The 14,143-nt window shown below is 64.8% G+C and carries 9 protein-coding genes; 3 read left to right on the plus strand and 6 right to left on the minus strand.

Annotated features, from left to right (window positions below):
* The first annotated feature begins 253 nt into the window (after nucleotides 1–253).
* Both GGD61_RS37215 and GGD61_RS37220 read left to right on the plus strand, forming a co-directional pair.
* Nucleotides 254–796, plus strand: coding sequence for an RDD family protein (locus tag GGD61_RS37215; RefSeq protein WP_092257499.1), 543 nt, complete (start codon nucleotides 254–256; stop codon nucleotides 794–796).
* Nucleotides 797–918: 122 nt separating this feature from the next.
* Nucleotides 919–1,695 carry an arginyltransferase gene (locus GGD61_RS37220; protein ID WP_018320036.1) on the plus strand — a complete coding sequence of 259 codons (777 nt, stop codon included), beginning with the start codon at nucleotides 919–921 and terminating at the stop codon, nucleotides 1,693–1,695.
* A 35-nt stretch (nucleotides 1,696–1,730) separates the two neighbouring features.
* Here the strand turns inward: GGD61_RS37220 and GGD61_RS37225 are convergent, their stop codons facing one another.
* From GGD61_RS37225 to GGD61_RS37245, 5 genes are all read right to left on the minus strand, one after another.
* On the minus strand, nucleotides 1,731–3,212 hold the full coding sequence (locus GGD61_RS37225) for a Dyp-type peroxidase domain-containing protein (RefSeq protein WP_092257503.1): 1,482 nt from the start codon (nucleotides 3,210–3,212) through the stop codon (nucleotides 1,731–1,733).
* On the minus strand, nucleotides 3,209–5,017 hold the full coding sequence (locus GGD61_RS37230) for a hypothetical protein (RefSeq protein ID WP_092257505.1): 1,809 nt from the start codon (nucleotides 5,015–5,017) through the stop codon (nucleotides 3,209–3,211). The genes GGD61_RS37225 and GGD61_RS37230 overlap by 4 nt, the downstream gene beginning before the upstream one ends.
* Before the next feature lie 20 nt (nucleotides 5,018–5,037).
* Complete coding sequence (locus GGD61_RS37235) at nucleotides 5,038–6,168, minus strand: cytochrome P450 (protein WP_244550674.1); 1,131 nt, start codon at nucleotides 6,166–6,168, stop codon at nucleotides 5,038–5,040.
* A gap of 149 nt (nucleotides 6,169–6,317) precedes the next feature.
* Nucleotides 6,318–9,341 carry an adenylate/guanylate cyclase domain-containing protein gene (locus GGD61_RS37240; RefSeq protein ID WP_210311329.1) on the minus strand — a complete coding sequence of 1,008 codons (3,024 nt, stop codon included), beginning with the start codon at nucleotides 9,339–9,341 and terminating at the stop codon, nucleotides 6,318–6,320.
* Nucleotides 9,342–10,008: 667 nt separating this feature from the next.
* Entirely contained in the window at nucleotides 10,009–11,361 is a 1,353-nt protein-coding gene (locus tag GGD61_RS37245) for an Nramp family divalent metal transporter (RefSeq protein ID WP_092257513.1), read from the minus strand.
* 167 nt (nucleotides 11,362–11,528) lie between these two features.
* Here GGD61_RS37245 and GGD61_RS37250 point away from each other — a divergent pair, with 167 nt between their 5' ends.
* On the plus strand, nucleotides 11,529–12,773 hold the full coding sequence (locus GGD61_RS37250) for an MFS transporter (protein ID WP_183232226.1): 1,245 nt from the start codon (nucleotides 11,529–11,531) through the stop codon (nucleotides 12,771–12,773).
* On the opposite strand, the gene GGD61_RS37255 is transcribed toward GGD61_RS37250, so the two are convergent.
* Entirely contained in the window at nucleotides 12,770–14,029 is a 1,260-nt protein-coding gene (locus tag GGD61_RS37255) for an adenylate/guanylate cyclase domain-containing protein (protein ID WP_179740201.1), read from the minus strand. The two genes, GGD61_RS37250 and GGD61_RS37255, sit on opposite strands and share 4 nt — an antisense overlap.
* Nucleotides 14,030–14,143 lie beyond the last annotated feature (114 nt).

Consider the following 14,143-nt stretch of genomic DNA (forward strand, 5'->3'; position numbering starts at 1 on the left):
CCTGCGCCAGGAAGCTCCTCATTTACGCCAATACTGTCGTACAGCGCGGCACGCCATGGATCGAAAAAGAAGCCTAGCTCTTAATGGTTGCTACGTCACCGGTTTCCTGCGCGTCAGCGCCGCGCCCCATCCGCCCCCGAATCGCCGGAATATTTCGGCTTGTTAACGTCCCTGCGCCCTTGGCAGGAGAAGAGCCTGTTCCCATGTCCTGCCTTGAGGGTTTTCCTTCTGTTTCCCTCTGGGAGGACGGATCATGTCGTATGACTCGGGCAATTCGGGCGCCTGGCGCAATGACGGCGGCGCGCAGCCGCACGCCTACGACCCTGACCTGCATCCGGAATTGTTTCGCGGTGTCGCGACGCGGCGAGCGTTCGCCTTCCTGATCGACATGGTCATCGTCTCAGTGCCGGTGATCCTCGGCTATGTCTTCATCTTCGTATTCGGCGTGGTCACCCTCGGCTTTGGCTTTCTCCTGTTCGGGATCGCCTGGCCGGCCTCCGTGGTCTGGGCGATCGTCTATTACGGCGCCTGCATTGGCGGTCCCTCGTCCGGAACGATCGGCATGCGGCTGATGGATCTGGAGCTACGCACCTGGTACGGCGCACCCGGTTACTTCGTGCTCGGCGCCACCCATGCCGTGCTGTTCTATGTGACGGTCTGCTTCCTGACGCCTTTCGTCGTGCTGCTCGGCCTGTTCAACGGCCGCCGGCGCTTACTGCACGATTTCGTGCTGGGAACGGTCGTGATCAACAATTCCGTCCGCGCGCCGGTGCCGCAGGCGGCAAGGACCTGGTGATCAACCGCCTACTAACCGGGATCCACTAAGGTGACAGCTGACCTGACCTGCCGAGCTGACCAATTGACCGGGGGCTTCCGTAGCGCGATGCTGATACTCACTTTGGAGGCCCACGACGTCCCTTGACCCAGCACTCGCGCGATACCCCCCAATTTTACCTTACGGCGCCGTCCCCCTGCCCGTATCTGCCGGGTCGGCATGAGCGCAAGGTCTTCACGCACCTCGTGGGAGAGCGCGCCGGTGACCTCAACGACCTCCTGACCCATGGCGGCTTCCGCCGCAGCCAGTCGATCGCCTACCGGCCGGCCTGCGACCAGTGCCGCGCCTGCGTCTCGGTCCGGGTCATCGCCAACGAGTTCCGCCCCTCCCGCAACTTCCGCAAGGTGATGGCGCGCAACGCCGACATCATCGGCGAGCAGCGCAGCGCGGTGCCGACCTCCGAGCAATATTCGGTGTTCCGTGCCTATCTCGACGCCCGCCACCGCCATGGCGGCATGGCCGACATGACCGTGCTCGACTACGCCATGATGGTCGAGGACAGCCATGTCGAGACCCGCATTATCGAATATCGCAAGCGCGGCCCCGACAGCGGCATCACCGGCCGCGGCGAGGAGCTGATCGCGGTCGCACTCACCGATGTGCTCAGCGACGGCCTGTCGATGGTCTATTCATTCTTCGAGCCGGGCCAGGTCAGCCGCTCGATGGGCACCTTCATGATCCTCGACCACATCGCCCGCGCCCGTCGGCAAGGGTTGCCTTACGTCTATCTCGGCTACTGGATCGAGGGCTCGAAGAAGATGGACTACAAGGCCCGCTTCCTGCCGCAGCAGCGCCTCGCGCCTTCGGGCTGGCTGCGCATCGACGCGCAGGGCGACGCGGCGTCCGAGCCGCAGGATTAACCCTCAAGATTGACCCTTCGGCCTCGCGCCGGCTTTCAGGGCGCCAAGGCTGCGACGGCCTCTGAGCCGACCGCTTTGGAGGTGCCCTCGCGGCCGAGGATGAATTTGAGCGCAGAGATTCCGGGAAGGAAGAAATAGCCTCCCCCCAGCGTCCGCGTAAAAGCAGCCAGCGACACTTCCTCGCCGCTTGCCAATCCCGGCATGGAGAAGCTCCTGGTGGCAGCGGGCTTGCCGACGAGAGGGTCGTCCTGGTCGTTGAGGCAGACGAACCGGGGATTTCGCAACCAGCGCTGGTAGATGAACTCGAACTGCCGCTCGAGATCGGCGTTGCACGCGATGAAGAAGATGCCCTTGCGCGGCTTATCGTTCGCAACCTCCTCGCGATAGGGCCGACCTCGGCGCAGCAGCCGGTGCAGCTTGACCGACTTGATGCTCGATTGCACGTCGATGCCGAGCGTATCCCTCGGATTGACCCGGCGGATATGGGCTCCCTTCGGACAGCCAAAGCCGTTCGCGTCGTCGACACGAAAGCGAAATGCATCGGCTTTCGAATCCGAAATCGAAACGTCGGGATCGCCCTGCCACGACAATGGCTTTCCATTCTTTCGACGGCCCATCACCTTCTCGCAGACGGCCTGGCCGTAGACCGCTTCAAATTTCGCGAACGCGTCGACATCCTGCTCGATCTGGCGAACCGCGAGATAGGTTCCGTTCAGCGCGAAGCGGCCGCTCGTATACGTGGCATCGCCCGGCCATCGCTTGACGTTGGGGCAATAGGTCAGCTCGTCATATTCGTTGCGATAGCCCAGAATGAATTCCCCCGGGGCGACGACGCGATCCTCGTACAGGATGCCGGCATCCCGCCTGATCTTCCTGCGCTCGGCGCCGCGCTCTTCCCTAAGCTCGCTGATCACAGGCTGCGCGAGGCCATCGCGAAACCCGAAGGACTCGTACAATCTCTCTTCTTCGTCGCCCGCCTTCTGCTGGAAGGCGCAGGGATCGTTGTCGATCTTGATGACATCGAACACGCTGGGATCAGGATCCAGTTCTGCTGACTTCTCCGGCGCGCTCGCCATCTCGGCAGCGCTCCGTCGCATTCTCCATTCGCCAACCAGGACATGCACGGGGTCGCCGGCACCGCCTTCAACATCGGACCAGCGCCATTCTCGCGGGCTGTCCCTCAACAGCAACGCGCGCAGGTCGCAGCCCATGCCGCTGCTGAACGGGGACGGGAACGGATGCGCAGCAGTCTCGTCGCATCCGAGCTTTGCCAGCCCCAAATAGCTGAAAGCGATCGCGACGGCATCGTCGACGGGGTGGGTCCTCGATTTCCTGACGTCGGCGGCACTGACGACCAGCTTCTTGTCGACGAGCCCTGCGAGCCACGCCCGGGCATCGTCCTCGCGGCCCGCCTTGATCGTCAGCAGCCAGAAGCGGCTGGTCTTCAACCAGCCAAAGCCGCTTCCGAGCATTCCCTGAATGTCCTCGAGCTGTTCGGAGAGATGCGAAGCCTTCATGTTTCGATCGCCCTCATGATGAAGTCGTCGTTCCTGTCGTTGCGCTCGCCGAACAGGGCATCGCGCAGCCCGGTCGCGAGGTCGATCTCCTCGATCGTCGCTTTGCACGCGTCGAAGCGATACATGTGCGGAAGCATGCTGTCGCGGGCGTAGGACTTGAATTTCAACTCGCACTTCACCCCGCGAAAAAGCACGAAACGCGTCGGCGGAAAATCGCGCGGCACCTTGATGTCCGGCTGCCCGACCGCCGCCGATCCCCGCGGCCTCAGCGTCGTCCATCGCCAGGCCAACGTAGTCCCGATCGTCGCGCCGTTGATGAAATCGTCGAGGTAACCGCCGAAATTGCCGTCATAGTTCGAGCAGAATAGAAAGCGCCGGCCGTCCTCGATAATGTGCCAATGGCCGAAATGGATACCCGGTGCATCACCGAGCCGCCCCTCGGTGAAGAACACCCGCCCAAAGAAGGTCACGACACGCAGGGACACACGGATCCACCAGGCACTCCATCCGTTCGGGCTGCGGATATCAGTCAGGCTGACCATGTGCGCGGTCCCACTGGCCAACAGCGCTTCGCACTGGTCGATTGACGGATGAACCTGCTGGGCCCGGGCAACATCGTCTTCGTAGGGATGGAAGAACCACTTGCTCAAGGCCTCAAACCGGCGATTGATCCAGGAGAAGAAGGTCCCGATGCAGAGCAGCGCGACGATCGCAAGCACGCCGAAGAGGGCGAGCTCCCATCCCGGAACCCGCGCAGTCAAAGCCGTGATCCCTTCCATGATCGGCTTGGGATAGAAGACGAAGACTACCGCGCACACCAAAATGGCAACGAGCAACGGCACGACCACGATCCAGCCGACCACACGGGTGGAGAATGACGACCACGTCTCGGTCGGCCGTTCGAGTTCGCGGCGGACGCTGTCCACCCATCGCCGCCAGGGCGCGAACAGGGCCGGCAGCGCGACCAGGAGCAGCCACCCCAGGAACAGCAGCGCGACAAAAGCGAGAAGCGCCCTGACGCTCGCCCACACGATCTCCATGCTCACAGTGCTTATGACGTCCACCACGGACTGCATCGGGGGATTGGATGCGCCGACGAACCAGGTGATCGCGCCGAACAATCCTTTCGGCAGCGCGCCCACGAGCCAGACCAGGGCCAGCCACAAGCCGAAAATCGTGAGCCCATAGCCGACCTTTGCCGAGATGCTCGCACCCTTCCCGCGCCAATAGGACCGCGGTGCAGGCTGCATCGCCCAGTCGAAGCGCGGGTCCTGGAATGCCCGCTGCGCCAGCGCAAGCGCGAACGATGCACGGTCATCGCCGTACATGGCTCTCAACTTGCGTCCCTCGTCCCGGGTCCATATCAGGAGGTCATGCTCCTTCCTGATCTGGCGGGCCGTTCGGTCGCGAGGACCGACGAAACCGCCATCGGCGAGACTGAGCCACCCGATCAGCTTGTCGAACAATTGTCCGTTGCGCGCGCTCACCAGCGGAGGCCCGCCGCCGGGCCAGTAAGAGCTGAAGAGCGACCACATCGCGCCGCTGGGATGATGGACCAGCCTGTACAGCATGTCCTTGGGATCGATGCCTTCCTCGACGGCAAGCTCGAGCATCAGCGACGGCGCCTGCTCCTGTGCATCCGTGCGCGCCGGCAACAGTGCGATGGACGCGAATTGAATGACCGCAACATCCTCAAACAGTGCATTCAGCGCGGACTGCATGTCTCCCGAGTCGGAAAAATCCACCGCGCCGCGCCAGCCTGGCGCAATGATGCAGATCATCTGCTGACGGACCATTTTGAGCATGGACTGTCCTTCCCAATCCGTCAGACGAAGTTCACGCGCATGCGGGACATCAATGGGCCGTCATAGGCGATGGCCTTGCCCTCGCCCCGCGTGAGCCGCAGCTCGGGCAGGATCAGCAGACCAATGAGCGCACTTGTCAGGATCTCGACCGCGTAATCCTTGGCGGGACATTGGCGGGTGCCGTACCCGAACATCAGCCAGCGCAAATCCTGATGCGGCCCCCAATTGCGGGCGGGACAAAACTGACGGCTCTTCTTGACCACCCTGGAATCGAACAGGGCGGCGATCGACCAGATTGCCATCTTGCCGCCAGCGGAGCACGGCGCGTTGTGCCGCGCCCCGGTCTCGAATTCCGTATCGCGCGGCACGTCGCGCGCGAGCAGCGGAAAGATGGGCCGAAAGCGCATCAGCTCGAGCACGTGCTCGCGCACCAGATCGCGGAACTTGGCGTCTTGCCAAACGCGGGCCGGCCCGAGCCGCTCGGCTTCCGCCCGCAAGGCCCGGTGAACCCCGGAGCGCCCGAGCAACTCCTGCACGGCCAGCGCCCCCGACTGCACCGTGACCGGATGCGAAATCCAGGCAAGACCGGCGGCATTCCGCGTGATGGCGCTGGCGGTGCTGTGGACACCCCAAGCCTGTTCGATGTCGCGGCTCACGGCGGCGATACGTGCCCGCAACGCATCCGAGCAAAGTTCTGCCCGTCGCTGGACCCTCAGCGTCGCAGTGCTTCCGGCAAGGAGCTGGCCTGCGACATATCTGATTTCCAGGAGATATTGCCGTTGCAGCCCGGGGTCGTTGAAATTGCCATGCGCGCCCGCGACCACCTTGCCCGTTGCCGCCCCGAACAGCGGATCCATCGCTCGAAACACGATCCACATCAGGTAGTCGTCAATGAGGTCGAACGACTTGTTCGTGCCGAGTTGCCCAAGCTGCTCGACGCGTCGCTGAACCTCCTGATCGGCCGCGGCCGGCAAGCTCGCAGCCAGCAAAGCCAACCGGGCATCGAGCAGACGCCGGTCGTCGTGGTAGGTAGGGCCCGGATCCATGCCAATCAGGTAATCGCCGGCGGCCAGATTGGCCGCATGGGCAGAGTTCGAGAAACTCTGCGGCCTGGTCAGGACACTCTTGACCGCACTGGCGCGCGCCGCCATGCCGAACCAGCCCCCCGCAAACGGCCAAAGCCGAAACAGGGCACCGACGGCTCGCAACGCCCTCGGACGGCGATTGGCCCAACAGAAGATCCCATAGGAGAGGCTGCGGAGCCCCGGCGGCATTGCATCAGGAGTGCCAGCTGAGATTTTCATGCTGCGTACCCGTCCTTCCGCCAATCTGCGAGCGCCGCGGCGGCCCGCATCCGGTAGTGAGGCATGCCCAGACGCTCCGCCGCCTCGGCGGTTCGCTTGAAATGCGCTTCGGCCCCGGCCTGATCGCCGGCTTGCCGCAGCGTTTCGGCGAGCTCGTACAGGGCTTCGGTCTGGTGTCCGTATTCCTCGGCGGCCTGCTCGACCGCCTTGCGTCCGACGGCGATCGCATCGTCCAGTCGTCCGAGCTTGCGATAGGCGACACCCAGGCTGACGCGCATGAACGTCCTGCCATAGGGGCCGGCCGCCTCGTAGATGCGATCGGCGAATCCCTTCTCCAGCATGGGCACCGCTTCGGCAGCCTTGCCATTGCGCGCCAGCGCGCTGCCAAGAACGCCGGTGCAGACGGACAGCATGGTCGGCACGTTGTGCGTCATGCATTGCTGCACACCCGTGCGCATCAGGGACTCGGCACGGTCGAGCTCCTCGCGTTCGACCCAGATCTGCGATTGGACCGTGTCGATCAACAGACGGGAATATGGGTGATCGATGTTCGACAGAATCTCATAGCTCTTGGCGAAGAAATCGTCCGCCGCACCGCCATCCCCGAGGCGCCACAGCGTGCTGGCATGAAATGCGTACAGGTTGATGATCGGAATCGCCGCCCAGCCCGGCTGGACATAATGCGCCGACAATTCCGGTTCGTAGTCCGACAGCAGGATGCGGCCTTCGGCCGCCGCGTCCGCGTACCGCCCGAGCGCATGCAGATGCATGAGGCGGGTCTGATGCGCCGCCATCATCATGTGACGACGCTGTGCGAGGCGAGCCGCTTCCAGTCCCTGCGAAGCGTAGCCCAGACCTTGCTCGAAACGTCCGCGCATCCACAGAAACACTGCCGTCTCGGTCGAAACCGCCGCTCGTGCACGCTGATCGTTCAGTTGCACGGCGATGGCTTCAGCCCGCTCCATGTTGTCGAAGATCTCGTCGATCTGCCCGAGAGCCAGCATTGCGCCAATGGCCTCCAGCCGGAGCGCGAGCTCCAGGGTCTGGGCGGTCGTCGCGCCCTCGACGCGCCGTGCCGCCTGGATGCCCTTCTCCAGCAATTGGACGGCCTCCCGATTGGCCGAGCGCGAGATGGCACGCGCCATCGACTTGACGGCGAATCTTGCCGCCTGCTCCCATTCCTCGCCCCCGAAGGCATGATGCGCCAGTGCCGGCGCGGCATCGACATCGGCGGCCCCGGGCTGGGCGTGCAGCGCCAGGAAGGCCTGGCGATGCAGCGCCTTGAGCCTGGCGCGCGTGAGCACCCCAAGCACGACGTCACGGACCAAGGCATGGCGGAACGCGAAGGCGTGCGATCCGTGCGAGCCCCTCGCCTGATCCGGACTCGTCAGCAATCCGGATGCGACACAAAGGCCTAGCAATTCTTCGGCGCGATCGAGGTCCACGGCCTGCATCGCGGCAACCAGATCGCGCGTGATGGGATCACCAAGGATGGCCGCAGCCTCGAGCGCCGACTTTGCGGCTTCGGGCAGCCTGTCGACCCGCGCCCCGATCACCGCCGCGATGGAGCCCGGCACCCGCAGCTCTCCGAGAGGCCTCTGCAAACGGTAGGCGCCGGGGGTCCCTTCCAGCGACCCGTCATCGATCAGCGTGAAAACCAGTTGCTCCAGGAAGAAGGGATTGCCGTCGGCGCGCGCGACCAGTTCGGTCATGACGCCAAGCACGGACGGATCATCGCCGAGACAGGCGCGCGCGAGCTGGAGCATTTCTCCGTCGCCCAGCGGCTCGATCACGCGCTCGGAAAACCAGGACGCCCGACGCCACTGATGGTCGAAATCCGGGCGATAAGTGACGCAAATCAGGACCGGCATCGCCTGAAGTTTTGGAAGCAGGCCCTCGAACAGCCGCCGGCTCTCGCGGTCGGCCAGGAAGACGTCCTCGAGCACGAGCAGGAAAGCGCCGGACCGCACGCGTCTGCGCACGAGCCAGAGCAACGCCTCGCCGATCCGGCGCCGTCGTTGCGCCGGGTTCAGCGCCAGCCAGGCCTCATCCGGCGCCGCAAGTCCCAAGAGATCATTGACCGCCGCCAGATGCTCGGCGCCGTCATCGGGCCATTTCGCAATCAACGCCTGCTTGGCGGAATGCCGAATGTCTGCCGCGCTGGTTTGCGCAAGCCCGACCAAACTTGCGGTCAGATCGGTGGCGGTGCTGTAGGCCCGCGTGCTCGCATACCCTCTCGCCTGCGAAAAGCAGACGTCCACGCCCTCTTGCGCGAGGCTGTCCATCCAGTCGACGATCAGGCGCGACTTGCCGATCCCGGCATCGCCACACAACCCGATGGTTCGCATTCCGGACTTTTGAACGGTCTCCAGGGTCCCTTCCAGGACCCTCAAGGTGTCTTCGCGTCCGATCAGAGGCGCCCAGCGCGGCTTCCGCGTCAATGGCGCGGCCGCCGAACTTTCGGTCTCCACCACGACTTCATGCACTTCGATCGGAACATCCAGTCCGCGCACGATCCGCACGCCCGCCGTACGCGTGTCGATCTGCTGCGCGACCAGCCGCTGCGTCGCGGCGCTGATCAGGATGCCGCCGGGCGGCGCCATCTTCTCAAGTCGCGAAGCGAGATGGATTGTCTTTCCGTCCGCGCCGTAGTGCGACCACCGGTACTGTCCGACGATACCGACCAGCACCTCGCCCGAATTGATACCGATGCGCAGCGTCGGGCTGACGACGCCTCCGATATCTTGGGCTGGAATGGATGCTCTCTGCATCTTGAGAGCGGCAAGGCACGCCCGCAGGGCGTGGTCCTCCTGCGCCACGGGCGCGCCGAACAAGGCGACGAGGCCATCGCCGAGCAACTGGCTCACCGTGCCGCCATAGGTCTCGACCGCGTCAGCCAACCGGTCCAATGCCCTGCCGAGATAGGCGCGGGCTTCCTCGGGGTCGACATGCTGCAAAAGGGAGGTCGAATTGCAGACGTCGACGAACAGCACGCTGACCTGCTTGTTTTCAGTCAGCATCTGCGAGCGAACGGGAAGATGATGGTGCAGCTGGACGACGTGCGCATCGCGCTCGGGGGCGCCCGGCTCCTCCGCGTTACGATTGAGACTCGCGCCACATTGAGAGCAGAAGCGATGCTCGCGGGAAATACGGGCTGAACAAGCGGGACACCTGGTCACGGCAGCACACACTCATCAATGACTTGAACGAAATTACCAACGCGTTCTGGCTTGAACATCGCCCCTTCGAGGCGTGAACCCGCTCAGCAGAAAAACAAGCTGTCGAACAATCCAAACGATCAAATCAAAAATTTCGTGCGCCAACTCTATTCGCGCACAACCGATAGATGAGTCCGGAGAATTGCAGTGGCCGCTCTTGGTCCGGCGCAGGATCCGCCGATCATCCCGCCGGAAGCAAAATCAATGCTGAAACAGGGGTTATTATTGTACGCCCGGTCAGCAATTGCAACTAGTATACGCGCGCCGCACAAATTGAAAAGTGACAGTTTGCCAAATCGAGTTCCGACTCCAGGTTTTGCAACCCCTGCGCGCGAAATCGAAAGCAAAGTCGCCAGCTAAGACATCTAACGGGGCAGATGCTCACTTTCGCAAAGGTCACGCTCGCTGCCTGATCTGGGGCCGTTCGAGCAAGGCCCACTTGAACGGGCCGGATAGATAGCCGCCGCCCTCACCCGAACAGCGTATCTACCAGCAGCTTCACGTTCAAAATCACGATGACGCCCGCGACGATCCACGCGATCGCCGCGACATATCCCGGAATCGCGAACTGCCCCATCTTGCGACGGTCGGAGACGAAGCGGACGAGCGGGATCACCGCAAACGGCAGCTGCATCGACAGCACGACCTGGCTGAACACCAGCAGATCAGCGGTGCCGCGCTCGCCATAGATCGCCGTCACCACGATCACCGGAACGATGGCGATGCCGCGGGTGAGCAGGCGGCGCGCCCAGCTCGGCAGGCGCAGGTCGAGAAAGCCTTCCATCACGATCTGGCCGGCGAGAGTCGCCGTCACCGTCGAGTTCAGGCCGGAGGCGAGCAGCGCCACCGCGAACAGCGTCGAAGCGATGCCGAGGCCGAGCAACGGCGACAGCAGCTCGAAGGCCTGGCCGATCTCGGCAACGTCGGAATGGCCGCTCTTGTGGAAGGTTGCGGCTGCGACCACCAGGATCGCGGCATTGATGAACAGCGCCAGCATCAGGGCGATGGTCGAGTCCGTCGTCGCCCATTTGATCGCCTCGCGCCGGCCGGTGTCGTTGCGCTCATAGGCGCGCGTCTGCACGATCGAGGAATGCAGATAGAGATTATGCGGCATCACTGTCGCGCCGATGATCCCGATCGCGATGTAGAGCATCTCGGGGTTGGTGAAGATCTCGCTCTTCGGCATGAAGCCGTGCAGGACCTCCGCAACCGGCGGCGCCGCAGCCACGATCTGGACCGCGAAGCAGACCGCGATCACCGCCAGGAGTGCGATGACGAAGGCTTCGAGGAAGCGGAAGCCGCGATTCATCAGCAGCAGCAGCAGGAACGCATCGAGGGCCGCGAGCAGCGCGCCGCCGATCAGGGGAATGCCGAACAGCAGCTTCAGCGCGATCGCGGTGCCGATGACTTCGGCGAGATCGCAGGCAATGATCGCCGCCTCGCAGGCGAGCCAGAGCAGGAAATTCACCGCCGGCGAATAGGTGGCGCGGCAGGCCTGCGCGAGGTCACGGTCGGTGACGATGCCGAGCCGTGCCGCCAGCGACTGCAGCAGGATCGCCATCAAATTCGAAAGCAGGATGACCGACAGCAGCGTGTAGCCGAACTTGGAGCCACCGGCGAGGTCGGTCGCCCAATTGCCGGGGTCCATGTAGCCGACCGAGACCAGATAGCCCGGGCCGACAAAGGCGAGCAGCCGGCGCCACCAGCGGCCCGCGGCCGGAATGGCGACCGTGGCGTTGACCTCGGCGAGACTTTTGGTGACGGGCGCATCAGCGCGCCAGCCGGCGACGTCGGGACTCAAATCAGGCGATCGGGCATCCATGGGGCGAGAATACCGAAATCGAGTCTTATTGCAACTCATTTGCAACTGCATCTAGCGGCATGGGTTCCCGTTCCTGCCGTTATTCGCCGCCGTGTCGGGAAGCGGGTGGGTTTGGCGGCCGTTGGCGCCGGATACTGGCGCCAACCCGACTTTGCAGGAAATGAGCCATGTCAAACCCGCCTCGCCTCCCCGACACCTTTGGCCGCCTCGCCTGGTCCAACCTCGCGGCGCAGTCGGCCGAGCAGATCGCGCTGGCCGCAGCTCCCATCGTCGCCGTGCTCACGCTCGGGGTCGCGGAAGGCCAGACCGGCCTGCTGCAGACCGCACTGACCCTGCCCTTCGTGCTGTTCGCGATTCCGGCCGGTCTGCTCGCCGACCGCATCTCGCGCCGCTCGCTGATGGCCGGGGCGGAGGCGCTGCGGGCGGTGGCCCTCGGGACAATCGTGCTGCTGCTCGCGCTCGGCGCCCTCAATCTTCCGCTGCTGGCGCTGCTCGGCTTCGCAGCCGTGTGCGGCACCGTCGTCTACAGCGTGGCCGCGCCGGCGCTGGTGCCGTCGTTGGTGAGCTCCGACCTCCTGCCGGCGGCGAATGCCCGGATCGAGCTGGCGCGCACCGTCGCCTTCGCCAGCGGACCCGCCCTCGGCGGCGCGCTGGTGGGATGGTGGGGCGCGAGCCCGGCGTTCGGCTTCGCCGCGGCGCTCTCGGCGATTGCGGTGGTGCTGCTCTCGGGCATCTTCGAACCGGCGCGCGCGCCCGCCCCGCGGCGACATCCGTTCCAGGATATCCGCGAAGGCGCGGCCTTCGTATTCCATCATCCGCTGCTGCGGCCGGTGTTCATCACCCAGTTCATCTTCAACACCGGCTGGTTCCTGCAGATCGCGGTGTTCGTGCCCTATGCCGTGCGCCATCTCGGCCTCACCGCGGCCGGTGTCGGCACGGTGCTGACCATGTACGGCGTCGGCATGGTGATCGGCGCGCTGTTCGCAACGCGCGTGATGCAGCGGCTCGCGTTCGGCACCGTCGTTGGCCTCGGCCCGGTGACGGGCTTCGTTGCAGCTGTGGTGATGGCGCTGACGGTGCTGGTCCCCTCGCCCTGGCTCGCGGCGTTGAGCTTCTTCCTGCTCGGCGTCGGGCCGATCCTCTGGGTGATCTCGACCACGACGCTGCGCCAGTCCGTGACGCCGCCGCGCCTCTTGGGCCGCGTCTCCGCCATCAACATCATGAGCTACGGCGCGCGCCCGCTCGGCTCGGCGCTGGGCGCGGTCGTCGGCGGCCTCTGGAGCGCCGAAGCCTGCCTTTATCTCGCGGCCGCCGTGTTCGGCGCGCAGGCGCTGGTGATCTGGCTGTCGCCGGCCGTGGCGCTGGATCGGCAACCGGACATGGTGGGGGATGAAGTCGCGGCGCGGTGCTAATTCGCCAGGTACCGCTCGTAGCTCCCCGTCACCGGCTCGCTGGCGTCGACCTCGGGATCGAGCGTGTAGAGATCCTGCGCGCGGCCGATGCCGCGCAGCGCGTAGCGGCCGGTGGAGACGAGATAGCGCCGGCCGGCGGCATCCAGGCCCTTGTAGAATTCCGCCGATGCCAACAGCTCGCGGTCGACCGACCGGCTCATCGAGGCGATGCGGCTGACCTCGTTGACGGTCGGCCCGACCACCGTGAAGTCGAGCCGGTCCTCGCTGCCGATATTGCCATAGAAGACCTCGCCGACATGCAGGCCGATATAGGCCGAGGTGGTGGGACGGCCGTCGGCCTCGCGCCGCTTGTTCAGCGCCGCGACGTTCTTGCGGAACAGATGCTCGGCGCGGAGCGCAGCGCGCCGCGCATCCGCCATGTCCTCACCCCAGAACATCGCGAGCACGCCGTCCCCGATCAGCTTGAGCACGTCGCCGCCGGCCTCGTGGATCGCGTCGATCACAGCCTGCGCGTAGTCGTTGAGGAACGGGATGATCTCGTCGGGGCCGATGCTCTCGCTGATTCCGGTCGAGCCGCGCAGATCCGAGTACCAGAGCACGGCGTTGATGCGCTCGGTGACGCCGCGCGAGATGCGGCCGCGCAGCACCTGCTCGGAGGCGTCGCGGCCGAGATAGACGCGCCCGAGCGTGCGCGCGATGTCGACCTGCTGGGCCGATTTGATCGCGAGCCCCAGCACCGGCACGAGATCGCGTAGCGCTTCGAGCTCGCCGCCGGAGAAGCCGCTGTCGCGGCGCGTGGTCCAGCAGGAGTAGAGGCAGTCCATCAGGCCGAGCGCGCCGTTCTCGCCGAAGCGATGCACGAAGGCGAGATAGTGCTTGTGGCCTTTTTCGGCGAGCTCGCCGATCTGGGAGAAATCCATCGACGGCGCGTCGGCCAGATCGATCACCATCTCGTCGTGGCCATGCTCCAGCATGTGGAAGAACACCGAGCGGCGCCAGCTTGCGGCGGCGTCGCCCTCGGCGGTCGAGCGGTATTCGAACGCGTCGCTCTCGTTGCTGGGACGGTCGCTCCAGCGGAAGCCGCGGCCCTCATAGATCGGATGCAGCGTGTCGATCACGACCAGCGCACGCGACAGCTCCAGCCCCTCGGCGCGGCAGCGCTCGCAGAAGCCGCGGAGCAGTTCGTTTTCGGGAAGGCCCGTGAGCCCCTGGCCAGTCAGCCAGTTCATCAGCGCAAGGCGCGAGGTCAATTGCATGCGCCATTATGGCGTGCATTCGTGACGGGCGAAAGGCCGCGCGCGAACGTCATGCAACCAAGGCGCCCGCCTGCAGCAGGTCGAATATGCCGCAGGCGCGGTTGACGCGCTGTC

The organism is Bradyrhizobium sp. SBR1B (genome assembly GCF_014198205.1).
In the GTDB taxonomy this organism is placed as follows: Bacteria; Pseudomonadota; Alphaproteobacteria; order Rhizobiales; family Xanthobacteraceae; genus Bradyrhizobium.